The sequence below is a fragment of the Chitinophaga pollutisoli genome (genome assembly GCF_038396755.1).
Taxonomy (GTDB): Bacteria; Bacteroidota; Bacteroidia; order Chitinophagales; family Chitinophagaceae; genus Chitinophaga; species Chitinophaga pollutisoli.
Window position 1 is genome coordinate 5583646 of record NZ_CP149822.1, and the last position, 22914, is coordinate 5606559.

Sequence of the window (22914 nt, forward strand, 5' to 3'; positions counted from 1 at the left end):
AGACAAGAGGTGATACACCCGGCAAAATAAGGAAAGTAAATAAATCTCTAATAAAATAGCAAAAAATTTAATATCTTCCCGGCGCAGAATCATTTTGAACCGCTCCAAGAATGCGCTTATACCTATACCTTATTTGTTTGGTGCTCTGTCCATCCCTGCATGCCCAAACTGCCAGCTTTTCGGTGCGCGACACCGTATGTGTCGGCTCCCCCGTCACCATTACCGAATCATCTACCGGCGTCAGCACCTGGCAATGGAACTTCTGCTCTGGTAATTCCTTCCAGCCCCCCACGGCTGTCAACCACGGCAACCCCGCGGGTTTTGTGCAAGCTCCGGAACACAGCGTCATCGTCCGGGAAGGCGGGCAATTCTTCGCATTCATGACGAATGCCGCCACCCAGCGCCTCGTGCGCCTGGATTACGGCAGCAGCCTGGCCAATATCCCCGTCTTGTCGACGGTTTCGCACCTGGGCGCCATCCTGGCCGGCAACTCCTCGGGCATTCAGGCCGTGGAAGATGCCAGCGGAAAACACCTGGTGATCGTGAGCGGGGACGGTGTCACGCCGGGTAAGATGGTCCGGATCGATTTCCCCAACGGCTGGAGCGATTTTCCCGCCGCTACGGGTGTGGACTGGGGGAATGTGGGCACCCTGCTCGACAATTGCACCGATCTCGCCATCGTGAACGATAACGGCCGCAATTTCGGATTCATCCTCGGCAAGGGCGGCAACGCCCTGGTGATGGCCGAATTCGGATGGGATTTTTCCGCAGCGCCTGCGATGACCGCCACCGGCACGCCCGGCTCGATCGTAAGCCCGGAAGGAATAAAAGTCTTCCGCGAAGGCGCCAACTGGTACGCGTTTGTAGCAGCTGCCAACGGCATCCACCTGCTCGATTTCGGCACTTCCCTGTCCAACTTCCCGACCGCCACCAACCTGGGCAATTTCTCCGGGATGATCGATGGCGCGCGGGATATCGCCTTGTACCAGGATTGCGAACAGACCTTCGTGCTGGTGGCGAGCTATAATAACGACGCCATCGTTCGCCTGAATTTCGCCGGCGGCGTAACCGGAGCGGTAACTGCGGTTACTTACGGAAATCTTGGCGGCGCCGTTAACCATCCGTCCGGCATTTCCAAAATTTACCGGGACGGCGCGAGCATCCGTGCGATCGTCGCCAACGGCGATCCGGCGGGTTCCAGTACGTCGGTGCTGACGATGGACGGGTGCGCCACCCCGGTAGCGCCTGCATTCAGCGGGCAAACCCCGCCTGCCTTTACTATTCCCGCGGCCGGAACCTATTACATCAATCTCGTTACCGACGCCAATACTCCCAGCGAAAGATTTTACTGCCGGCGGGTAGTGGCCGTAACGGCGCCCGCATTGGAGCTGGGCAATAACAACATCGTTATCTGCAACGGCCAGCCCGTGCTAAAAGGCTCGATCACCGGGCCGCGCCTGCGTTACCAATGGTATACCGTCGGCACCGGACCCCGTGTTTACATCCCGGGGGCAGACAGGTCGCAACTGACCATCACCACCACCAATACATACGGGGTGGAAGTTTTCAACGGCGGCTGCACGGTATCGGACGAAATATTGGTAGCGATAGCGGATGAGATTAACGTCACCGGCAACATCCAGCAGATCGATTGCAACCATGAAAGGGGCAGCGCCGCGTTAACGGTTACAGGCGGGAACAGCCCCTATACCTTCTCGCTCAACAGCGCGCCCAAAGTTGCGTTGGGAAATTTCAGCGACCTGAACGCCGGGAATTACACCGTAAACATCGAAGATCAATATGGCTGCACAGGCACGTACAGCTTCGCCATCGCGCGGGATCTGCTCCGCACGCTGACGACCAGCGCCACCGGTACGAATCCTACCTGCTTCGGCGGCAGCAACGGTGCTATTTTGGCGCAGGTGAGCCTGGGAACTACGCCGATTCAGTTTGCGCTGGGGACCGGCCCCTTTGGCAACGGTCCGTCGTTTAACAGCCTCACGGCCGGTACTTACAAAGTCTATATCAGGAACGCTTATTGCCTCGACAGCCAGGAAGTGGTGCTCACGCAGCCAACTGCCTTGCTCATGCCATACGACGTTTACCAGGATACCTGCAACCGCGGTAATGGCTGGGTACGGCTTTCTCCGCAGGGCGGTGTGTCGCCGTACAGCGTTACCTGGAACGGGAATGTGATTGCCAGGCCGGAAGTGGACGGGCTGGGCGTTGGGATGTATACCGCCAATGTGATGGATGCCAACGGCTGCCAGCGTTCCGCTAATATTTACGTCGGCAACCTGAGTATGTCGCGGATGAATATCCTTACGCCGGATACCGTAGTGGCGATTGGCGATGCGTTCGTGATCCGGGCGGATAATGCCGCGGATTATATCTGGAGCCCGATCGACGTGGGGGGTATCCGCTGCCCCACCTGTCCCGAAACGGTGGTGCGGCCGGTAGCGCCTACGCAATACATCGTGCGCACGCTGACGGGCGCCAATTGTGTGTCTGCCGACACGGTGCGGGTGATGATCGACTATTCTTCCATGCTGGAAATGCCCAATGCTTTTTCACCGAATAACGACGGGATGAACGATTTCTTCCGGCCGAAGTCCAAGGCGGTGATGGCGTTTAGCATGCAGGTCTACAACCGCTCCGGGAATCTCGTTTTCACGACCAACGACCACCGGCGGGGCTGGGATGGCAATGTCAACGGCAAGCCTGCGCCTATGGGCACTTACGTCTATATCATCAAATTCGGGTTCTGGCAGGCGGACGGGAAGATGGAGTTGTTTGATAAGAAAGGAACATTCGATCTGATTAGGTAAAATAGTATCAGTTGAAAGGCCCGAAATGGCAAACTGGTGCAAAAACTGGGTGAAAATCCGGCAAACGCATAGTTACGGACATTAATTTGAAATGATATTGAAAATGAGTGGATTATGTAGATTTTACAGGGTGACATGCGGGCTTTTCCTGCTGACATCCTACTGACATCCTTCAGTGATCCTCCAAGCTTGTTCAGTGGTGGCAAGGGTTTGAGGGTGTTTGATTGAAGGATGACTGAAGGTTGAGTGAAGGATCATTGGAGGGATGCTGCGTTTTGCCGGGAAAACCTTACACGATATTAACATGCTGCAACAGCAGATGATTGCATAAAAAAAGCCGTCCCGGGAATCGGGACGGCTTTTTCAATATGTTCAAACCGGATTAGAGGTTTGCCTGAATTTTCTTTTCCAGAACGGATTTGGGGGCGGCGCCCACTTGTTTGTCTACTACCTGGCCGTTTTTAATGAACAGGATGGCAGGAATGCTGGTGATACCGTAGTTCATGGAAACCTGCGGGTTGTTGTCCACATTCACTTTACCGATGTTCACTTTGCCATCGTAGTCTTTGGCGAGCTCCTCGATAACCGGACCGATCGCGCGGCAGGGACCGCACCATTCTGCCCAGAAGTCAACCACAGTCAGTTTATCTGACTCAAGTACGTTGGATTGGAAGTTCGCATCTGTGAATTCTAAAGCCATTTTGTATAGATTTAAAAGTGTATAATTTAATGATTGGTGGTTTGATTTACAGGTGATGTACACGCAAAAACCAATCCGATGTAAAACTACTGCATTTTTGGCATCACCCGATATAGGTTTTATCTACCTACTTATTGGCAATATCTATCCAAACATCCAGATCGGGTTGGGAATCCAGCCAAAGTGCCAATTCGTCATTCATTTCCACGTGTTTATTGAAGGTGTGCATCCGAACGGAAAGATTCTCGTCGCGGTCTACCAGTTGGAAATAGATCTCGCTTTTGCCGGGATTGCGTGACACATTGTCGGCCAGGAAATCGATCATTTCCGGCTTGATGAATTGCGGCATGGTTACGATCCCGATTTTCCGGGTCTGGTTCCTTTTCACTTCCTGCAGCAGTTGCATGCTGTTGATCTTGAACTCGTATTCGTTCTCGTTGAAGCGCCTGGGCTTGAATCCGCCGTTGACATACAGGCAAAGGCCCTGTTTGAAATAATGGGTGAATTTGAGGAAATCCTCGCTCCAGAGCGCGAATTCGAACTTGCCGGAATAGTCTTCCAGCGTCATGATGCCGAACTGCTTATTGTTGCGGGAGATGCGCTCGATGGCGCCGCTTACGTACACCGCCATGCGGAAATCTTTCGCCTTCCCTTTATTGTTGTCTGACGCGCCGCTGATCTGGTTTTGATACTCTGTAACGGCTGACAGGGGGCTCATATGGTAATGTTTCAGCTCGAACTTGTAATCGTCGAGCGGGTGGCCGGAAATATAAATCCCTGTCACTTCGCGTTCATTGTTCAGTTTGATGGTCAGCGGCCAGGGATCGCATGGCGGAATCTTCGGCGGCACGATCTCCGCCATCAACGTATCGCCAAAAAGCCCTCCCGAAGTAGAGCTTTCGGCAGACACCTGTTGCCCGAACTTCACGATTTTTTCCAATCCGGTGGTGGTATCCCCGTCCGGTTTATGGAAATACTGCGCCCGGTGCAGTTCGGGGAAGCAATCCAGCGCCCCCGACATCGCCAGCGCCTCCAGCGATTTCCGGTTCACCGCGCGTTGGTTCACGCGCTTGATCATATCGAACATGGTGGTGTATGCGCCGTTCCTTTCCCGTTCTTCGATGATGTTTTCAATAGCAGCCTCGCCCACGCCCTTGAGGCCCGCCAGGCCGAAGCGCACCTGGCCTTTCCGGTTCACCGCAAAACCTTTGAACGATTCGTTCACATCGGGCGGCAATACATCCAGCCCCATGCGCTTACATTCTTCCATGAAAAAGGTGATCTTCTCCAGGTTGCTGGCGTTGTTCAGCACGGAAGCCATGTACTCGGCAGGGTAGTGGGCTTTCAGGTAGGCAGTCTGGTACGCCACGAAGGCGTAGCAGGTGGAGTGCGACTTGTTGAACGCGTAGGATGCGAACGCCTCCCAGTCGGTCCATACTTTATCGCACATCTTCAGGTCGTGCCCGTTCTGCTTGCAGCCTTCCATGAACTGGGCCTTCATTTTGTCGAGCACGGCTTTCTGCTTCTTACCCATCGCCTTACGCAGGATGTCCGCGTCGCCTTTGGAGAAGTTCGCCATCTTCTGGCTCAGGAGCATTACCTGTTCCTGGTATACGTTGATCCCGTAGGTTTCCGCGAGGTATTCCTCCATCACCGGCACGTCGTACGTTACCGGCTCCAGCCCGTGCTTACGGCGGATGAACAGGGGGATGTACTCGAGCGGGCCCGGACGGTACAAGGCGTTCATCGCAATGAGATCCGCGAATTTGTCGGGCTTCAGCTCGCGCAGGTATTTTTGCATGCCCGGACTTTCAAACTGGAACGTGGCGTTGGTTTCGGCACGCTGATACAGTTCGAAGGTCTTCTGGTCGTCGAGCGGTATGTTGTCGATGATGATATCGATGCCGTGGTTCTTTTTGATCATCTCCAGCGCGCCTTTGATGATGGTGAGGGTTTTCAGGCCCAGGAAGTCCATCTTGATAACGCCGGCGCTCTCGATCACGTTGCCCTCGAACTGGGTCACGAGCAGGTCGGAATCCTTGGCGGTAGTCACGGGTATCAGCTCCGAAAGGTCTTTCGGGGCGATGATGATCCCCGCCGCGTGAATGCCCGTATTCCGCACGGAACCTTCCAGCACGCAGGCCTCGCGGAGCACTTCGCCCTGGAGGTCTTCGCCTTTGATCAGCTCGCGCAGCTTCTTCACGTTCTCGATGTCTTCCGGCCCGAGCCCTTCCTTGTCTTGCAGGCTCTTGTCCCCGTCCAGCGGGGCGTTGAAGATCCTCGACAGCTGGATGCCCGGTTTGTCGGGCACGAGCTTGGCCAGGGCGTTGGAATCCTGCAGGGGCAGGTCCATCACGCGCGCCACGTCCTTGATCGACATTTTCGCCGCCATGGTACCGTAGGTGATGATCTGCGCCACCTGCTGCTTGCCGTATTTGTCTACCACGTAATCGATCACGCGCTGGCGGCCCTCGTCGTCGAAGTCCGTATCGATATCGGGCATGCTCTTACGCTCGGGGTTGAGGAACCTTTCGAACAGGAGGTCGTACTTGATGGGGTCGATATTCGTGATGCCGACGCAATATGCTACCGCTGATCCCGCGGCGGAACCGCGGCCCGGGCCGATGAATACGCCTAATTCGCGCCCGGCGGAGATGAAGTCGGACACGATGAGGAAGTAACCGGCAAATCCCATCTTCTCAATTACATCCAGCTCGAAATTGAGCCTTTCCTCCACTTCCGCCGTGATTTCCGCATACCGTTTGCGCGCGCCCTCATACGTGAGGTGCCGCAGGTACTGGTCCTGCGTGAAGAACTCTTTGGGAATGGGGAAGTTCGGCAGGAGGATGTCGCGCTTCAGGTCCAGCAGCTGCACCTTATCCACGATCTCGTTGGTATTGTCGATCGCCATGGGGAGATCGGCGAACAGTTTCGACATCTCGTCGGTGGACTTGAAATAGAACTGGTCGTTATAGAAGGCGAAGCGTTTGTTTTTCACCATCACGTCGTCGTCCGAAAATTCTTTCATCGACGGGGTGCTTTTCTTTTCGCCGGTGTTGATGCAGAGGAGGATGTCGTGCGCGTTGGCATCGGCCTGGTCCACGTAATGGGAGTCGTTGGAGGCGATGATTTTCACGTTGTATTTCTGCGCGAAGCGCACGAGCACTTCGTTCACTTTTTCCTGTTCGGGGATGCCGTGGCGTTGCATTTCCACGTAGAAGTCTTCCCCGAAGATATCCAGCCACCATTTAAATTCTTTTTCGCCTTCTTCTTCTCCTTTTTTGAGGATGGTTTTGGGCACGGAGGCGCCGAGGCAACAGGTGGTGGCGATGAGGCCTTTGTGGTACTGGAGGATGAGCTCCTTATCGATACGGGGATATTTGCCGTAAAGGCCTTCCATGTATCCGAGGGAGCAGAGTTTGATGAGATTGCGGTAGCCTTCGTCGTCTTTGGCGAGGAGCACCTGGTGGTAGCGGATGTCTTTTTCTTCGCGGGTGAACTGGCGTTTGTGCCGGTTCTCCACGAGATAAAATTCGCAGCCCACAATAGGCTTCACTTTCAGGCGTTTATCTTTTGGGTCTTCGGGGTTCAGCCGGTGATTATAGGCTTCCGCCACGAACTGGAAAGCCCCGAACATGTTACCGTGGTCGGTGATGGCGAGCGCGGGCTGGTTGTCGCCCATCGCTTTTTTATAGAGCCCTTTGATGTCGGCGGCTCCGTCCAGCAGCGAAAACTGCGTATGCACGTGCAGGTGTGAAAACTTCATCGTCGGTTCGGTCTTGAGGTGATTTTTCAGCGATTGCCAAAGGGCAAAAATCGGATTTTTTTATATTGCAGCCAATTTTAAAAAAACGCCGGAATGTTGAGAAGAATGGGAAAAAGGATATATATGATGTTGCCGTTGAGCGCCCTGTTGCTGGGAAGCTGCGCCATGCTGAAGAAGCAGCCGCAGTCATCCGCCGCCGCCGCGCCCGCCGGGCAGCAGGAGATCACCTTTATCGACGGTATTTCCACATCCCGTGCGCCCCGCGTTTCCGAGCACACTTCCAAAACCCGCGGCACCCGCCTCCGCGAAACGCCGGGGCACGTCAACGGTATCGAAGAAGCCCGCTGGTGGCAGTTCAAATACGCCCAGCTGCTCGATCTCCCCGTCGAAAACGTGGTGAACGAAAAACTTTTCAACTTCATCGAAGAATGGTACGGCGTGCCTTACCGCATGGGCGGCAGCTCCAAAGACGGCATCGATTGCTCCAATTTCGTGAATACTTTCATGTCCGCCGTGTTCCAGATCTCCCTGGCAGGCAATTCCGTGCAGCTGTTCAACCAGGTGAGCCGCCTGGGTAAACGGGCGGACCTCAAATATGGCGATCTCGTATTCTTCGCCATCAACCGGAAAAAGCGCATTTCCCACGTGGGCGTATACCTCGACAACGACCGCTTCGTGCACGCTTCTTCCAGCAGCGGCGTCATGATCAGCGACCTGCGAGAGCCCTACTGGGTGAGATATTACGCCGGGGCAGGGAGGATCAACTGATTTTTTTATAGCTTAGCAGGATTAAACTATTCTAATGGACCTGGTGAACCAGCAATACTGGGATGCTTCCTACAGTAATTTTCAGTACTTTATCGCCGAAGACAATATCACGAAGTGGCTCGACCAATACGCCCATCTGCTGCCAAAAGGCGGCCGGATGTTCGAATTCGGCTGTTTCCCCGGCAGGTATATGGCGCACCTGGGAAAAAAGGGCCTGGAAGTAAACGGGATGGACCTGGTGCCGAATATGGACGAAGGGTTCAGTGGCTGGCTGCAAAGCCTGGGCATCGCCACCGGGCGGCTCGAAAGGGGCGACGTGCTGGCGTATGCCGCCAATACCGAAGACCGGTACGACGTAGTTTGTTCCTTCGGGTTCATCGAGCATTTCCGCAATTTCTCTGAGATCATCGCGCTGCATCATAGGATACTGAAGCCCGGCGGACTCCTGTTGCTCACTACGCCCAATTTCCGGGGCGGGCTGCAGCACTTCCTGCGCAGCAACCTCGATCCGGAAAACCTGGCCAGGCATTACATTCCCTCCATGCAACCCGCATTGTGGGCCGAACAATTACAGGCCTTTGGATATAAAGTGCCTTATGCTGGCTGCTTCGGGAAATACGACTTCTGGCATGACCCGCAGGGCCGAAACGCTTTGCAGAAAGCAGGGCTGCAGGTCGCCTATAAACTCATCCCACTGCTGAAATCCCTGCCCGATGGCGCTTTCCATTCTCCCTACTGCGGTCTCGTGGCCCTAAAACCTGCGGAATGAAAATAGCCCTGCTCTACATCTGTACCGGCAAATACACCGTGTTCTGGGACGAATTCTTCACCAGCAGCGAACAGTATTTCATCCCCGGCGCGGAAAAGGAGTATTTCGTATTCACTGACGCCACGGACCTCCCGCACAACAACCATCCCCGCGTGCATGTCATCGAACAGGAATGGCTGGCATGGCCCTACGCCACGCTGATGCGGTTTCATATCTTCTCCCGCGTGGAAACACAACTGCGGGCCTTCGACTATATCTTCTTCTTCAACGCCAACGCGCAATTCCTGCGGACCATCACCGCGGAGGAGTTTTTGCCGGGGCCGGAGCACGAAGGGCTGACGGTTGTCAGCAGTCCCGGTTTCCACGGGCAGCCGGTAAAAAATTTCCCTTACGAGAAAAAAGATAAGCGCTCCAAAGCCTACATGCCGCCTGCTTTGCGGAAAATCTACGTGCAGGGCGGCGTAAATGGCGGCACGGCCGCGGCTTTCCTGGCGTTGATTCAGGAGCTGAAACAAAATGTGCAGTCTGATCTGGACAGGGGCATCATCGCCGCGTGGCACGACGAATCGCACCTTAACCGCTACATCGCGGAGCGCCATCCCAGGGTGCTTCCGCCCGGTTATATTTTCCCGGAAGAGCGTAAAGACCTGCCCTTTGAGCCGGTCATCCTCATCCGCGACAAAAACCGCCTGGGAGGCAATGCCGCCCTGCGGCAACATACCGATCTGCATCCCCGCCCGGGGATCACGCAGCGCATCCTGCGCCGCGTACGCAATTGGTTCAGCTGATTATTTCCGTTTGATGAAACCCCGCATCATGGCCAGGCCTTTGCGCCAGGTTTCCGTAACGTCCTGCGACATGCGGAAATAAATGATGGGGAAAAGATAGATGGCGCAGAAGATGCTGGTGCGCAGTATCCCACGCAGCCACGGATTTTCCGTGGTGATGAGGTACTGGCAGATGTACCAGCCCGCTATCGCCAGCAATACCACATACAGGGTTTTGAGGGAGAAGGGCTGCATGTTGAATCGGTAATAGAGGAAGACGTATCGAAGTGAATTGTAAATCACCGCCGTTATCAGCGCGGCCACGCCCGAGCCGGTGATTCCCAGTAATTTGATCAGCCAGATATTCATCGGGATGCTGGCTACCAGCAATACCAGCGTGGAATAGAACTGGAAGCGCCACATGTTGGACGTGCCGATGATCTGTTCGTTCACGCCGGTACCCAGGTCGAGCACCTTGCTCAGGCCAAGAAAAAGAATGATATAGCGCCCTTCGAGGTACAGCTCGGGGATGTGGAGGATTTCAAAAGCGGAATCCAAGTTCAGCCATACCATCATGAACAAAAACATGGAAAAAATGAGCAAGGTAAGCGATGAACGCCGGTACATGCTTTGGATGGCGGTATAATCCTTGTCTTTCCACGCTTTCGCCAGGATGGGAATGGCGATGGCGATGAGGCTGCGCTGCGGAACGGCGATGGCGTTGCTCACATAGGTGCTGGATTCCAGTACACCCGTGGCCGCGAGGCCCTTGGTGCTCCCCACCACCAGCGCGTCGATGTTCTGCGCCAGTACGCCGAATACGCTGCCGCCGAAAATGAGGACGTTGAAGGATATCATCTTGTCCGACAGCTTGCGGGTCACCTTGCTGATGCGGAACGAGAAATGCAGCGAATCCGCCCTTTTCAGATACAGCACCAGCGCAATGAACACGGCCGCGTAGATGAAAGAGAAAACCCAGATAAATTGTATGTCGGTGAGGAAATGTACGATCAGCAACAGGATCAGCAGCGTGGTAATGACGCGGATGCCCACTTCTTTGAGGAAGATGGGGAAAATGGTTTTGAAATGGTTGTAGCTGAAGTTCTCGAACAGCGTGAACAGCATGAGGAAGAACGTGAACGGGTAGAGCAGGTAGAAATGCTCCACGAACACCTGGGAGTTGGCGGAATATTTCTGTACCACCACGTCATGGAATAATATCGTGCCGAGCGTTACCAACGCGAATCCGATCACGCTGGTGGTAAGCACGATGCCGAACAGGTCGCGCTTGCCGAAGGGCAGATGGTCGCGGTAATACGGATAGAATTTGTTCAGCAGGGTAGCGGTGCCCATGGAGGCGATGGAATAGAAAACCAAAGCGGTGCTGGACATGAGGCGCGTGAGGCCGTAGATCTCGGCCGGCACGAAAGACATGAACAGGTATGTATTGAGCGCCCCGATGGCGAAACCCAGGTAGGTGATAACGACGGACCGGATGCTTTGGCTTCTTATAATTCCCATATAGATACCCGCAAAAATAGATATTTTTGCTCCTTAAACCGGTAATTCTTGATCCTTGTTCAATTAAAAGGAGGGCTGGGCAACCAGATGTTCCAATACGCAGCCGGCCGCACGCTGGCATGGCAACACGACGTTCCGCTGTTCCTCGACAAGGATAGTTATGAACCCGGTCAGGCCGCGATGTACGGACTTGGCGGATTCCATATTACCGCTTCCATCGCCGGGGAAGCGCTGATCCCCCGGCCGGGTGTCCTGCAAAAGATGTTCAATCGCCTGGCGCCCGCTTCCATGCGCAACGTTTACCGCGAAAAGCATTTCCATTTCGATCCCGCGTTCTTTTCCCTCCGCCCGCCCATTTACCTCAAAGGATACTGGCAAAGCTGGAAATATTTCGAACCGGCGAAAGACCAGATTCGGGAAGATTTCGCATTTACGACCGATTTTAGCCCGGAAATCCGCGGGAAAGCGGAGGCGCTGCGCAGCAGCAACAGCGTGGCAATGCACTTCCGCCGGGGAGATTATACCAGCACTTCCGCGGCCAATTACCACGGTATCTGCGCGCCCGAATATTACCAGAAAGCGGCGGAACGCTATCCCGGCGCCACATTTTATATATTTACCAATGATCCGGCATGGGTGAAAGACAACCTGCCGCAGGGGATCGCTTATGAAATCCTCAGCGGCTCTCTCAGCAGTACGCAATACGAGGACCTTTTCCTCATGAGCAGCTGCCGCCACCAGGTGATCGCCAACAGCAGTTACAGTTGGTGGGCCGCGTGGCTGAACCGGTACGAAGGCAAGCGGGTCACCGCGCCGAAACAGTGGTTTGTGGCGGAGGGATTGCATGCCGATGATTTAATACCAGCAGACTGGGACAGAATATAACCACATGGAAAAAGCACCGCTCATATCCGTCATATTACCCGTATACAACGGCGGCCCCTTCCTGCGGCAAACGCTGGAAGCGCTGTTGGCGCAAACGCTGGAAGATTTTGAACTGCTCGTTATCAACGACGGTTCCACGGACGACAGCGAGGCTACCATCCTCTCTTTCACCGATCCCCGCATCCGATATCTCCCGCAATCCAACCAGGGCTTCATCGCCAGCCTGAACCGCGGCATCGCGGAGGCTCGGGGGAAATACATCGCCCGCATCGATGCCGACGATGTGTGCCTGCCACTCCGTTTCGAACAGCAGGCGGCATTGCTGAACGATCGTCCGGAAGTGGCGGTGGTAGGATGTTTTATCATCTTTATCGACGAAAACGGGAAAGAAACGGGCATCTGGCCCGAAGACCGCGCCTGCGTCTCCAACGAACAGATCCGGCAGGCGCTGCCGCATTTCAACTGCATCGCGCATCCGGGCGTGATGGGGAGAACGGAGATTTTCCGGCAGTATCCTTACCGCGCTTCCCAGCAACATATCGAGGATTACGACCTCTGGCTGCGCCTCGCAGGCGATGATAAGGTGATCGTGAAATTGCCCCAGCCTTTGCTGTTGTACCGCGTGCATACTGGCTCGGTGACCGTGTCTGTCATCAAAAAGAACAATATTTTCCTGCGCCACTTCCATTGCAAGCGCCGCTACCTGGCGGGGCGCATCCGGGAAAGGAAATGGAACGGATTCGATTTCCGGGTGCTGGCCGGCATGTGCCGCGATGCCATGGTCGCTTTCGGTAAATCCATCAAACAACGCAACGCGCATGTATAAACTCCTCCTGCTGAAACGGCGCCTGGAAGCCATCGCCATCTTTCCGTTTGCCCTCCTGGGCAGGCTGATCGCGAAGCTGCGCCCCCTGCAAAGAGAGTTCGACCTGTTCCTGTTCTTCCCCTTTTACCACGTTGGCGGAGCCGAGAAAGTACATGCGCAGATCACGCAGCTGTTCCCGGAAAAGAAGATCATCGTCTTCTTCACCAAAAAATCCCAGGGCAGCGCGCTGCTGAACGATTTCAGGGCGCCCAACATAGTAATCCGCGACATCTCCCGGTATACCGATAATAAATTCATGTACTGGAACAACCTCATCTGGCGCGGGATCGTGGCCGGTTACATCCGCCGGCAGCGAAGGGCGCCGGTGGTATTCAACGGGCAATGCAATTTCGCCTATAAGCTGTCGCCGCATGTACCGGCGGAAGTCCGCCAGATCGAGCTGATCCATTCCTTTTGCAGTTTTTCCTACATCCGCATTCCTTTCATCCCGTTTTACGAAACCACGGTGATGATCAGCCGCGACAGCATCCGCCAGCACCTGGAGCTCTACCGCCAATACGCCATCCCGGCGGCTTTGGGGGAACGCATCCGCCTGATCATGAACGGCATTCCCATCCCATCCGATACCTCGCCCTTGCCGGAAGCGGCCACGCTGCTGTATGTGGGCCGGGGAACGGAGGAAAAGCGCCCCTGGCTGGTGGCTGCCATCGCCCATGAGGCGGGCATGCGGGCCGGTATGCTGGGGCCGCTGAAAAATGCTATTCCTGCCGCGGTGCAGGTGCATTGCACGTTCTACGGCGAACAGTCGGACGCGGCGCTGATCGACCGCATCTACCGCGAACACCGCATCATCACGATCACTTCCACGCGCGAGGGCTTCCCCATGGTGATCATGGAAGCGATGGCGCGCGGGCTGGCCGTATTATCGACCGATGTGGGAGATATTCCGTATCATGTGCAGCATGGCGTAAACGGATGGCTGATAAAACACGGCCAGCCGGAAGCGGGCATCGTTTCGGAAGGCGCGAAATGGCTCCGCGAAGCTACGCCCGAAACATTGACCGCCATGCGTGAACGCAACATAGCATACGCCCGCGAACATTTCAGCCTGGAAGCGTTTGCTGCCGCTTACCGCAGCCTTTTGCAGAATTGATATGAAGCCATTATCCGTCATCATCATCACTTATAACCGTCCTGACGACCTCGGAATGCTCGTCCGCAACCTGGCCGCGCAACAAAACGCGGATGCGTTGCTGGAAGAGGTGATCGTCATCAATAACGCGTCCACGGCGGATTACAGCGAAGTGAAGGCCTTCATGGCCGAACGTCCTTATTTCCGCTACGTGGACTCGCCGGAAAACCTCGGCGTAGCCAGGGGCCGCAATCTCGGCATATCCCTGGCCAAAGCGCCCGTCCTCGTCACGATCGACGACGACGCCTGGTTCCGCGATGCCACGGCGCTCCAATCCATCACCGATGCCTTCGCGGGATCGTACCTGCGCGACAACCAGGCGGGGATCCTTTGCTTCAAGGTGCTCTACGCCAGCACGGGGCAAATGCAGGTCAACGCCTTCCCGCACAAGCAATTCGAAAAGTACCGCAGCAAACCGTATTTCCTTGCGCCGTATTTCATCGGCTGCGGGCATGCCATCCTGAAGGAAGCGTACGATAAAGCCGGGCTGTACCCTGAAGATTTTTTCTACGGGATGGAGGAGTACGACCTGTCGTACCGCGTGATGGATAAAGGTTACAGCATCGCATATTTGTCGGATATCGTGGTAATGCACAACGAATCGCCGCTGGGCCGCACGCCGCATGCGGAGAAGATGCGGATGCTCTGGGTGAACAAGGCGAAGGTAGCTTACCGTTATCTTCCCAAATATTGCTACTATACGACGGCGGCAATGTGGTCGCTGGAGTTTTTGCAGAAAACCAAATGGAACTGGAAAGCCTGGGCCAGCGGCTGGTCGTCCATCTTCGCCATTCCCAAAAAGGAAAAACGAACGCCCATCGGACCTTCCGCCCGCGCATACCTCCGCAAAACGGAAGCGCGCCTGTGGTATTGATAAAAATATGGCTTGAAAGCGCAACGGCCCGGCAGTTTTTCAACTACCGGGCCGTTGTTATTTGTAATACTATCTTATTGTGCTTTGGCGGCGTTGGCCTTCCGCTGCCGCATGATCTCGAAAGCGATCGCCAGCGCGAGGAGCACCAGCATGCCGATGGACGAGATGCCGGTGATCTTGTTGCCGAGATAGTAGGAACGCGGCTCGAATTTCATCACGATGTCGTGCTGGCCGGCGGGGATCTTCGCTGCGCGCAGGAGGTAATTGGCGCGGATGATCTCCGCTTCCTGGCCGTCGATGAACAGTTTCCAGCCTGCTGGATAATAGATATCGGAGAACACAGCGAGGCCGGCCCGGCTGTTGTTGCTTTTGTATTGCAGCTCGTTGAGGCCGTACCTGGTAAGCCGGATCTGGCTGGAGGAATCTCTCCCGGGCGTGAAACCGTTGAGCGCGGCGCGGAAGCGCTCGTCTACTACTGCCGCATGTTCGAAGGGCAGGCTGTCCAGCGCTTTCATCTCATCGTCCGCATTTTTAGCCCACACCAGGCTGTCGACGAACCAGGCGTTGCCAAGGGCGCCGGGGTTTTGCTGGTACGACAGCTGTCCCTGCTGGTTCTGGAAGATGATGTATTTCGTATTGAGCATGTTTAGCACGCCCTGGTTGCCTTTGGACAGCTGATGCTGGATGAGGTCCTGGTAACGGGCGAGTTTCACGGGGCTGTAGCCGCCCACGCTCTTGTGGTGGTACGAGCTGATGGCGTCTTCGAAGCGGGTGGTGTTGAGTACGCGGTAGTAAGGATCGGGATCTTTACGGATCTCAACGTCTACCGGAGACGGTGCGAAGATGGCGCTGTATTCGGTGGGCGTCACGTAATGCTCTTTGCCGAGATAGCGGTTGGAGATCCAGATCTGATCGAGGGCAACGAGGCCTGCGAGGATGGCCAGTACCGGCGTTGCCGCCAGTTTGCCTTTCAGCCAGGCCCAGCCAAGGGCGAAGGCCGCCACGATGAAGAAGAGGCTCCGGAAGGCATCGACCCGCAAGAGGGAGGCGCGGTCGGATTTCAGGGCGTTGACCAGCTGGTCGAGCATTTCCTGGTTGCCGCCCACGAACTGGCTGAAGAACTGGTACGCGAAATCGTCTTTATGCGTGAACGAAAGCATGCCGAAAGAAGCGATGACGAGCAGCAGCGCGAGGCCGCCGGTAACATAGAGCGCTTTTTTCAGGTTCTTCATCGCCAGGGCTTTGTCCTGCGCGTCGGTGATCAGCTGGTTGAGGCCCCAGCATGCGAAGAAGGGTACCAGCAATTGGGGGATGACGAGCGCTTGCGCGGGTGCACGGAATTTATTGTAGTAAGGTAAGTGGTCGAACAGGAAATAGTTGATGAAGGAAAGGTTGCTGCCCCACGCCAGTACTACGCCGATCACGCAGGCGGCGATGATCCAGCCGCGGTTGAAATCCTTCACTGTAAACAGTGCGAGCACGAAGAAGAACAGGATGATAGCGCCCCAGTACACACCGCCGTCGGTCATGGGCTGGCTGCCCCAGTACCGGGGCATCTGCTGCACGAGCTGGTCGGCCTGCGCCTGGGGTACCCCCATATTCAGGAGTTGCTTGTGCATTTCGCCGTTACCGGGCAGCGGGCCGGTAGAAGGGCCGCCGTACAGGTTGGGCGCCACGATGGTGAGCGTTTCCAGGATGCCTTCGCTCCAGTTGAAAGCGTAGGATTTATCGAGACCGCCTTTCGTTTTATCGCTTTCGGTGCCCGCTTCCGGCGTTAGCTCGCTGTGGCCGCCGCGCATGGTGTATTGCGCGAATTCGGTGGTGGTCCAAAGGGTAACAGTGCTCGGGAGCACGGACAATATACCGAAGGCCACCAGCGTGCCCGTGGCTTTGGCGAAGCGCGGGAGCTCCTTGTTGCGGATGGCGTGAACGAGATAGGCGACACCTATGCAAAGGCAAACCAGCAGCATATAATATACCATCTGGTAGTGGCCTGACGTGATCATGAGGCACAGCGTGATGCAGGTGATGATCCCGCCGATGAAATATTTACCGCGGTAGGCGAGGAGGATGCCCGCGAGCAGGGGCGCCATATACGCGATGGTGAACATTTTTGTGTCGTGCCCCGCCGCAATGATCATTGCGTTATAGGAACCAAACCCGAAGGCAATGGCGCCCAATACCGCCACCCACCAGCGAAAGTGCATCACGCATAGCAGGAAGTAAAACCCGATCATCGCGAGGAAATAAAAATTCACCGGCTTCGGCAAACCCAAAGTCAGGATCGTGTGCAGATTATACGTGTAGTTATCCTGCGCCATATAAATCTGGTAGGTAGGCATACCGCCGAACATGGCGTTGGTCCAGATGGGTTGGATACCCGTACTGTCGTGGTAAGCGCGCGCTTCCTGCGACATGCCTTTCCAGGATACGTTATCCGTCTGCCGCAGTTCCATGTCGTTCAACACAGGTGAGCAGAACAGGAAAGCTAATCCCAGGAAGATCAGGATGGCATACACATGTTTCAGAAGGCCTTTTTGCCAGTTTTGTTGCATCGGGTTTTTCCGGTTTAGTTTTTAAAAGAATCCAAAATAACTGTATTTTATCCGAAATTTCAATATGAGGCTCGTCCGCTTTCTCATAAAATTGAGCTTTATCTGTAATATCTGCTTTCTGCTCGGGTACTTCGTCCGGATGATGGGCGATCCCGAGGCCTGGAGCTTCCTCACCAAACACGTCACCATCCTCGGCTGGCTCGTGGCAGCCCCGCTCAACATCCTCACCGTCCTCATCGCCGTGGTAATGCTACTGTTGAAAAAGGTGCGTTTTGCAGACATCCATCCATATATTTTTGTGCTGAATGTGCTTATCTTGCTCATCCAACTCGCATCACCTATATGATTACCAATATTTTAAAAGATAAACCTACCCGGGTATTCATCATACTGGCCGGCATTTTCGTGGCCAACGCCCTCATCGCCGAAATTATCGGGGTCAAGATATTCTCCCTGGAAGGCACCTTCGGCATGAGCCCCGTGAACATCATGATCTTCGGTGACGCCTACAGCTTCAATATGACCGCCGGCGTGCTGTTATGGCCCGTTGTGTTTATCATGACCGATATCATCAACGAGTATTTCGGGGTGAAAGGTGTCCGTTTCCTGTCGTACCTCACCGCTGCCCTGATTGCTTTCGCGTTTATCGTTTTCTACATCGCCATCCGCCTCGAACCGGCCGCATTCTTCGTCACCAGCAAGGCGGAAGCCGGCGTCCCGGATATGGATGCGGCTTACGGGCAGATCCTGGGGCAGGGCTCCATGATCATTATCGCCTCGCTCACGGCCTTTTTGCTGGGGCAGCTGGTGGATGTGTTCACTTTCCATAAAATCAAGAAAATGACCGGCGAAGGCAAGATCTGGCTCCGCGCCACCGGCTCGACGCTTGTTTCCCAGCTCATCGATTCGTTCGTGGTGCTGTTCTGCGCCTTCCACCTGTTCCCCATCCTCACCGGTCAAAAAGGGCAAGCCTGGCCGCTGGGGTTGGTTATCAGCGTCTGCATCATCAATTACATCTATAAATTCACGGTCGCCATCGTGCTCACGCCGGTCATTTATTGGGTCCACGGTATCATCGAACGGTACCTGGGGCACGATCTGGCGGCGGAAATGAAGCGGGCGGCCATGAACCGCTAATCATACTACTATCACATGTCTCAGTTTACAGTCCGTGTGTACGGCATTTTATTCAACGAAAAGAAACAGGTGCTCGTGAGCGACGAGTACATCCGCGGTGGTTATTACACCAAATTCCCCGGCGGCGGCCTAGAATTCGGGGAAGGCACGCTGGAATGCATTGTAAGGGAATGGAAGGAAGAGGTGAACCAGGATGTGGAAGTGGTTGAGCATATCTATACCACCGACTTTTTCCAGATCTCCGCTTTCGATAACGTGAACCAGATCATCTCCATTTATTATTTGCTGAAGGCCGTTTCGCCCTTCGTGGCGCCTTTGCTGGAAAGGCCGTTCGGGTTTGAGATCCCGGAGGGGGCAAGCCAGGTGGAAGGGTTAAGATGGGTGGATTGGGAAGACTTTTCCTCAGCAACGGTTTCCCTGCCGATCGACAAGGTGCTGGCGGATCTCGTCAAAGCGAAATATTAGAACCACTTTTTCTTCATGAAATACCAGCTCATCACTACCGCGGTTACGATCGCGATGGTGACCGGTATGTAGAAACTGAAGGGGGAATGCGCGTAGGGAATGTCTACGTTCATGCCGTAGATGCTGGCCACGAGAACGGGAAGGGTAAGCACGATCGTGATGGACGTGAGGCGTTTCATCACGAAGTTGAGGTTGTTGGAAATGATGCTGGCGAAGGCATCCATGGTGCTGGAGAGGATGTTGGTGTAGATATTGGCCATTTCCAGCGCCTGGGAAGTGTCGACGATCAGGTCGTGGAGAAACTCCTTTTCGTCTTCGTTGAGGCCCATGAAATTGGTGCGTTCCAGCTTCATAAGCAGCAGTTCGTTGCTGCGCAGGGCGGTAACGAAGTATACGAGGGATTTCTGGATCCGCATGAGGTAGAGCAGCTCCTCGTTCCGGTTGGAATCGTACAATTTTTGTTCGAGCAGGTTGCGGCGCTGGTTGATTTCCTTGAGGTAATCGAGGAAGTTCATCACCACTTTCTCGAAAATCTTCAAAACCATCATGTTCCGCTTTTCGGGATGGCGGTTGTGGAAGGTGTTGAGGAATTTTTTGATGGCCGCGTTGTCGAATGAATTCACCGTCACGATCTGGTTGTGGGTGAGGATGATCACGATGGGGATGGTAATGTAATAGGCATCGCTTTCGTTGATGGAATTGTTTTCCGTCGGGGTTTTGATGACGATGAGCTTTACATTGTCTTCCAGTTCGAAACGGCTTTTTTCGTCGATGTCGAGCGAATCGGTCAAAAAGTCCAGCGGGATATCGAGGCTTTCCGACAGTTGTTCGAATTCGGACTGCTTGAGCGGCGGGGTGATATTCACCCAGGCGCCGTTGTCCGGCTCCTTGATTTCAACCGTACGGGCATCGATATTTATAAAGTACTGGATCATCCGGGCGCAAAGGTAATGGAATTAATGTACCAAAAGCCGGGGGGCTAAATTTTAATATTTCCTTCAAATACAGGCGTGGCGGGGCCGCAGAGCCAGATGTCCTCGTATTGCTGCTCGCCGGTGCGGAGGAAGCGGACTTCCAGGTGCCCGCCCAGGGTTTCGACGGGGATGGCGTACTCGCCGGCTTCCCCGGGAGCGGCTGTGAGGGCGGCCGCGGTAACGCCGGTGCCGCAGGAATACGTTTCGTCTTCCACGCCGCGCTCGTAAGTGCGCACGAAAATGCCTTTATCGATTTCCTGTACAAAGTTCACGTTGGTGCCTACGGCGGCGAAGCGGTCGTTGTAGCGGACGGCCCGGCCGTCTTCATACACGTCCACTTCCTGGATATCGGTCACGAATTGAACGTAGTGCGGGGAGCCGGTGTTGAGGTAGAAGAAGGAACCGCCGTTTTCTACCTGGTCCACGTCTTTCATTTTGAGCTCCACCCAGCCGTTGTCCCTGAATTTGGCGTCATGCTCGCCGTCTGTCGCGATAAACCGCAGGGTTTCGCCGGTGATGCCCATATGGCGGGCAAAGGCCGTGAGGCACCGGCCGCCGTTGCCGCACATGCTGCCTTCACGTCCGTCGGCGTTGTAATACTTCATCCGGAAGTCGTACCCGTCCTGGTTTTCGAGCATCATCAGCCCGTCGGCCCCGATACCGAAGCGGCGGTCGCAGAGGTGTTCGATCTGTTCGGAGGTAAGCCCGGAATAAGCGCCGTTACGGTTGTCGAGGATCACGAAATCGTTCCCTGTACCCTGGTATTTATAGAAATGAATCTGCATGATGGTGCAAAGTTACACAATACTGGCATTGGATCAAGCGGCGATGACCGGCAGCGCCGTGGCGATAAGTTTTTCCACGGCTGCGTTGCCATCCGCGCTGAATTCTCCCCGGACGCGGTTGGCCACGATGGCGCTGAGCGACAGGCAGCGGTGCCCCAGCACGCGCCCCAGGCCGTAGATCCCGGAAGTTTCCATTTCAAAATTGGTGATATGGCGGTTTTCGAAGCTGAAGGCGCCCAGCTGGTCGATCAGCTGCGGGTGGGAGAGGGCGCCCCTGAGCAGGCGGCCCTGCGGGGCATAGAAACCCGGACAGGTAACGGTGATGCCTGTATGGAACCCTTCGCCGAAGCGCTCCAGCAGTTCGGGCGCGGCTTCAAAGAGGTAAGGCCTGGCCGCATGGGGCTGGAGGCGCACCTGCCCGCGGAAGGCTTCCAGGAGCTGAAGCTCTTCGGGCGTATTGTGCCAGGTGTAATACGGCAGCAAATTATCCAGCCCGATCGCGTGCGACGATGCCACAAAAGCATCCACCGGGATATTTTCCTGCAGGGAGCCGGAGGTGCCCAGCCGTACGATGCGCAGGCTCACCAGCTCTTCTTTCACCTGTCTTGTCGCAAAATCGATGTTCACCAGGGCATCCAGCTCGTTGAGCACGATATCGATATTGTCGGTCCCGATGCCGGTAGACACCACGGAGATCCGCGTATTCCCCACAAAACCCGTATGTGTCACAAATTCGCGGTGCTGGTATTTACCTTCAATCCGGTCGAAGTGTTTGCTCACGTTTTGCACGCGTTCCGGATCACCGACGGTGATGATGGTATGCGCGATTTCTTCCGGTCTTACGTCCAGATGGTAAACGGCCCCGCGGGCGTTGAGAATCAGTTCTGATGCGGCGATTCCTGTAGACATACGTCAGTATTTTTTTATCCGTAAAGAAATATCTTGTAATCAGATTTGGCAAATATCTAAAATTTGCTACTTTTGCAGTCCATCAAAAACGGATGGCACAAAAAAAGGTACCGTGGCCGAGTGGCTAGGCAGAGGTCTGCAAAACCTCGTACAGCGGTTCGAATCCGCTCGGTACCTCTGAAAATCTTCTAAAACCCGCCTTCATGGCGGGTTTTTCTTTTTCCACATTTCCCACGCCCCACCGGATGCCGAAGCAGTTAATTTAGCCTTATTGCACGCGCCCTGCAAACATGCACCATAGATGTTACATTTGTCATTATACCGCTACTGCACTGCATTTGCGTTGTTTCGGACTCACTGGTACGGTTTCAATACAGTGTTAGTACGGTGTCAGTACTGTATCTCTACTAAGTCCCTGCTAAGACATTCCGAAAAAATCCTTTCGGAATAATACGATTTCACCTTGGCAGTCCCAGTAATCAACGCAGCAAGTGGCAAATGGTTGTCTGGTTATTACGATATGCTTTTATATTTCAAAATATTATAATGCTCGCAACGGAATGAATGTAAGCATTTGAATGCGTACAAAAATGAAGCCCATGCGCATTCGCGCACGGGCTTCCGGGGTTGAGAGTAGCATCTACCGTTGGCAGATATGATTGTTATTTAGTCGTATACACTTCGATTTCGGAAAGAAACGCTTTCTGAATGGGCCCTTCCAGCGCGGTAACCCGCAGGTAGCGCCAGGTGGCCGACGATGGCACGGGATAACTCTGGGCCGTGCGCGTGGTGGGCACAAATGCGAGGTTGTCGCGCAAAACGGTCCAGGTATTGCTATCGTTGCTGCCTTCCATCTTGAATTTCGTCATCCCGTTGGCATCGTTCTGCCGCGCGATGATTTCGACGGAAACCAGGTTGATGGCTTTTTTCATGTCCAGCGTGATGGAATGTGGGTAGGGGAGTACCGTAGGGCAGCCCTGTGAGCTCCAGTATGTCGCGGTTTTGCCGTCGAGCACGAGGTCCGCCGTGGCGGTTTCGCAGGTGGTTTCCTGGCTGGAAGCGGTAGCGCTCCAACCGGTGCGGTCGGCTTTCATCACGGTCGACTTGTCTTCAAAGAAAACGGCGTCGGCCTTGCCGCAGGCGGCGGCGATGCAGCAAGCCAGGAGATATAGATAAAGGTGGTTCTTTTGCAT

The 22914-nt window shown here is 54.8% G+C and carries 19 protein-coding genes and 1 tRNA gene; 12 read left to right on the forward strand and 8 right to left on the reverse strand.

Features of this window, described 5'->3' with window-relative positions:
* Positions 1–140 precede the first annotated feature (140 nt).
* The gene (locus WJU16_RS23785) at positions 141–2828 is read left to right on the forward strand and encodes a gliding motility-associated C-terminal domain-containing protein (protein ID WP_341838690.1); all 2688 of its coding nucleotides are present in this window, start codon (positions 141–143) and stop codon (positions 2826–2828) included.
* 382 nt (positions 2829–3210) lie between these two features.
* Here the strand turns inward: WJU16_RS23785 and trxA are convergent, their stop codons facing one another.
* Both trxA and dnaE read right to left on the reverse strand, forming a co-directional pair.
* Positions 3211–3528 (reverse strand): thioredoxin, encoded by a 318-nt coding sequence (trxA, locus tag WJU16_RS23790; RefSeq protein WP_298709642.1) that lies wholly within the window; start codon positions 3526–3528, stop codon positions 3211–3213.
* 127 nt (positions 3529–3655) lie between these two features.
* Positions 3656–7294, reverse strand: coding sequence for a DNA polymerase III subunit alpha (gene dnaE / locus WJU16_RS23795; protein ID WP_341835851.1), 3639 nt, complete (start codon positions 7292–7294; stop codon positions 3656–3658).
* A gap of 93 nt (positions 7295–7387) precedes the next feature.
* Between dnaE and WJU16_RS23800 the strand changes: the two genes are divergently transcribed.
* From WJU16_RS23800 to WJU16_RS23810, 3 genes are read left to right on the forward strand one after another with little or no spacing between them, the layout of a single operon-like run.
* Complete coding sequence (locus WJU16_RS23800) at positions 7388–8062, forward strand: NlpC/P60 family protein (protein ID WP_341835852.1); 675 nt, start codon at positions 7388–7390, stop codon at positions 8060–8062.
* Positions 8063–8096: 34 nt separating this feature from the next.
* Complete coding sequence (locus tag WJU16_RS23805; protein WP_341835853.1) at positions 8097–8831, forward strand: class I SAM-dependent methyltransferase; 735 nt, start codon at positions 8097–8099, stop codon at positions 8829–8831.
* Positions 8828–9619: a family 6 glucosyltransferase gene (locus WJU16_RS23810; RefSeq protein WP_341835854.1), complete on the forward strand. Its 792-nt coding sequence runs from the start codon at positions 8828–8830 to the stop codon at positions 9617–9619. The genes WJU16_RS23805 and WJU16_RS23810 overlap by 4 nt, the downstream gene beginning before the upstream one ends.
* Here the strand turns inward: WJU16_RS23810 and WJU16_RS23815 are convergent, their stop codons facing one another.
* Entirely contained in the window at positions 9620–11119 is a 1500-nt protein-coding gene (locus tag WJU16_RS23815) for a polysaccharide biosynthesis C-terminal domain-containing protein (protein ID WP_341835855.1), read from the reverse strand. It abuts the gene before it with no gap.
* Between the two features lie 48 nt (positions 11120–11167).
* Between WJU16_RS23815 and WJU16_RS23820 the strand changes: the two genes are divergently transcribed.
* The 4 genes from WJU16_RS23820 to WJU16_RS23835 are packed head-to-tail and all read left to right on the forward strand — an operon-like array spanning position 11168 to position 14896.
* Positions 11168–12004, forward strand: a complete 837-nt coding sequence (locus WJU16_RS23820) for an alpha-1,2-fucosyltransferase (protein WP_341835856.1) — start codon at positions 11168–11170, stop codon at positions 12002–12004.
* 4 nt (positions 12005–12008) lie between these two features.
* Entirely contained in the window at positions 12009–12830 is an 822-nt protein-coding gene (locus WJU16_RS23825) for a glycosyltransferase (RefSeq protein ID WP_341835857.1), read from the forward strand.
* A complete protein-coding gene (locus tag WJU16_RS23830) occupies positions 12823–13983 on the forward strand; it encodes a glycosyltransferase family 4 protein (RefSeq protein WP_341835858.1) in 1161 nt (386 codons plus the stop codon). The genes WJU16_RS23825 and WJU16_RS23830 overlap by 8 nt, the downstream gene beginning before the upstream one ends.
* 1 nt (position 13984) lies before the next feature.
* Positions 13985–14896 (forward strand): glycosyltransferase, encoded by a 912-nt coding sequence (locus WJU16_RS23835; protein WP_341835859.1) that lies wholly within the window; start codon positions 13985–13987, stop codon positions 14894–14896.
* A gap of 74 nt (positions 14897–14970) precedes the next feature.
* Here WJU16_RS23835 and WJU16_RS23840 read toward each other — a convergent pair whose 3' ends face one another.
* Positions 14971–17451, reverse strand: a complete 2481-nt coding sequence (locus WJU16_RS23840) for a YfhO family protein (protein WP_341835860.1) — start codon at positions 17449–17451, stop codon at positions 14971–14973.
* Between the two features lie 91 nt (positions 17452–17542).
* Between WJU16_RS23840 and WJU16_RS23845 the strand changes: the two genes are divergently transcribed.
* The 3 genes from WJU16_RS23845 to WJU16_RS23855 are packed head-to-tail and all read left to right on the forward strand — an operon-like array spanning position 17543 to position 19053.
* Positions 17543–17797 carry a hypothetical protein gene (locus WJU16_RS23845; protein WP_341835861.1) on the forward strand — a complete coding sequence of 85 codons (255 nt, stop codon included), beginning with the start codon at positions 17543–17545 and terminating at the stop codon, positions 17795–17797.
* Positions 17794–18588, forward strand: coding sequence for a queuosine precursor transporter (locus WJU16_RS23850; RefSeq protein ID WP_341835862.1), 795 nt, complete (start codon positions 17794–17796; stop codon positions 18586–18588). The genes WJU16_RS23845 and WJU16_RS23850 overlap by 4 nt, the downstream gene beginning before the upstream one ends.
* A gap of 15 nt (positions 18589–18603) precedes the next feature.
* Positions 18604–19053 (forward strand): NUDIX domain-containing protein, encoded by a 450-nt coding sequence (locus tag WJU16_RS23855; protein WP_341835863.1) that lies wholly within the window; start codon positions 18604–18606, stop codon positions 19051–19053.
* Here the strand turns inward: WJU16_RS23855 and WJU16_RS23860 are convergent.
* Genes WJU16_RS23860 through WJU16_RS23870 form a run of 3 tightly spaced genes read right to left on the reverse strand, consistent with a single transcriptional unit; the run spans position 19050 to position 21721 of the window.
* A complete protein-coding gene (locus WJU16_RS23860; protein WP_341835864.1) occupies positions 19050–19988 on the reverse strand; it encodes a magnesium transporter CorA family protein in 939 nt (312 codons plus the stop codon). The two genes, WJU16_RS23855 and WJU16_RS23860, sit on opposite strands and share 4 nt — an antisense overlap.
* Before the next feature lie 44 nt (positions 19989–20032).
* Entirely contained in the window at positions 20033–20812 is a 780-nt protein-coding gene (gene dapF / locus WJU16_RS23865) for a diaminopimelate epimerase (RefSeq protein ID WP_341835865.1), read from the reverse strand.
* Positions 20813–20845: 33 nt separating this feature from the next.
* Positions 20846–21721, reverse strand: a complete 876-nt coding sequence (locus WJU16_RS23870) for a nucleoside phosphorylase (RefSeq protein WP_341835866.1) — start codon at positions 21719–21721, stop codon at positions 20846–20848.
* Positions 21722–21827: 106 nt separating this feature from the next.
* Between WJU16_RS23870 and WJU16_RS23875 the strand changes: the two genes are divergently transcribed.
* Positions 21828–21898: transfer RNA gene (locus tag WJU16_RS23875), tRNA-Cys, on the forward strand.
* A 485-nt stretch (positions 21899–22383) separates the two neighbouring features.
* Here WJU16_RS23875 and WJU16_RS23880 read toward each other — a convergent pair.
* The gene (locus WJU16_RS23880) at positions 22384–22914 is read right to left on the reverse strand and encodes a discoidin domain-containing protein (protein WP_341835867.1); all 531 of its coding nucleotides are present in this window, start codon (positions 22912–22914) and stop codon (positions 22384–22386) included.

Bases quoted from the DNA above. Each gene is read 5' to 3' on its own strand.
- trxA (WP_298709642.1), bottom strand. From the start codon at position 3,528: ATGGCTTTAGAATTCACAGATGCGAACTTCCAATCCAACGTACTTGAG.
- dnaE (WP_341835851.1), bottom strand. From the start codon at position 7,294: ATGAAGTTTTCACACCTGCACGTGCATACGCAGTTTTCGCTGCTGGAC.
- WJU16_RS23800 (WP_341835852.1), top strand. From the start codon at position 7,388: ATGTTGAGAAGAATGGGAAAAAGGATATATATGATGTTGCCGTTGAGC.
- WJU16_RS23805 (WP_341835853.1), top strand. From the start codon at position 8,097: ATGGACCTGGTGAACCAGCAATACTGGGATGCTTCCTACAGTAATTTT.
- WJU16_RS23810 (WP_341835854.1), top strand. From the start codon at position 8,828: ATGAAAATAGCCCTGCTCTACATCTGTACCGGCAAATACACCGTGTTC.
- WJU16_RS23815 (WP_341835855.1), bottom strand. From the start codon at position 11,119: ATGGGAATTATAAGAAGCCAAAGCATCCGGTCCGTCGTTATCACCTAC.
- WJU16_RS23825 (WP_341835857.1), top strand. From the start codon at position 12,009: ATGGAAAAAGCACCGCTCATATCCGTCATATTACCCGTATACAACGGC.
- WJU16_RS23830 (WP_341835858.1), top strand. From the start codon at position 12,823: ATGTATAAACTCCTCCTGCTGAAACGGCGCCTGGAAGCCATCGCCATC.
- WJU16_RS23835 (WP_341835859.1), top strand. From the start codon at position 13,985: ATGAAGCCATTATCCGTCATCATCATCACTTATAACCGTCCTGACGAC.
- WJU16_RS23840 (WP_341835860.1), bottom strand. From the start codon at position 17,451: ATGCAACAAAACTGGCAAAAAGGCCTTCTGAAACATGTGTATGCCATC.
- WJU16_RS23850 (WP_341835862.1), top strand. From the start codon at position 17,794: ATGATTACCAATATTTTAAAAGATAAACCTACCCGGGTATTCATCATA.
- WJU16_RS23855 (WP_341835863.1), top strand. From the start codon at position 18,604: ATGTCTCAGTTTACAGTCCGTGTGTACGGCATTTTATTCAACGAAAAG.
- WJU16_RS23860 (WP_341835864.1), bottom strand. From the start codon at position 19,988: ATGATCCAGTACTTTATAAATATCGATGCCCGTACGGTTGAAATCAAG.
- dapF (WP_341835865.1), bottom strand. From the start codon at position 20,812: ATGCAGATTCATTTCTATAAATACCAGGGTACAGGGAACGATTTCGTG.
- WJU16_RS23870 (WP_341835866.1), bottom strand. From the start codon at position 21,721: ATGTCTACAGGAATCGCCGCATCAGAACTGATTCTCAACGCCCGCGGG.
- WJU16_RS23880 (WP_341835867.1), bottom strand. From the start codon at position 22,914: ATGCAAAAGAACCACCTTTATCTATATCTCCTGGCTTGCTGCATCGCC.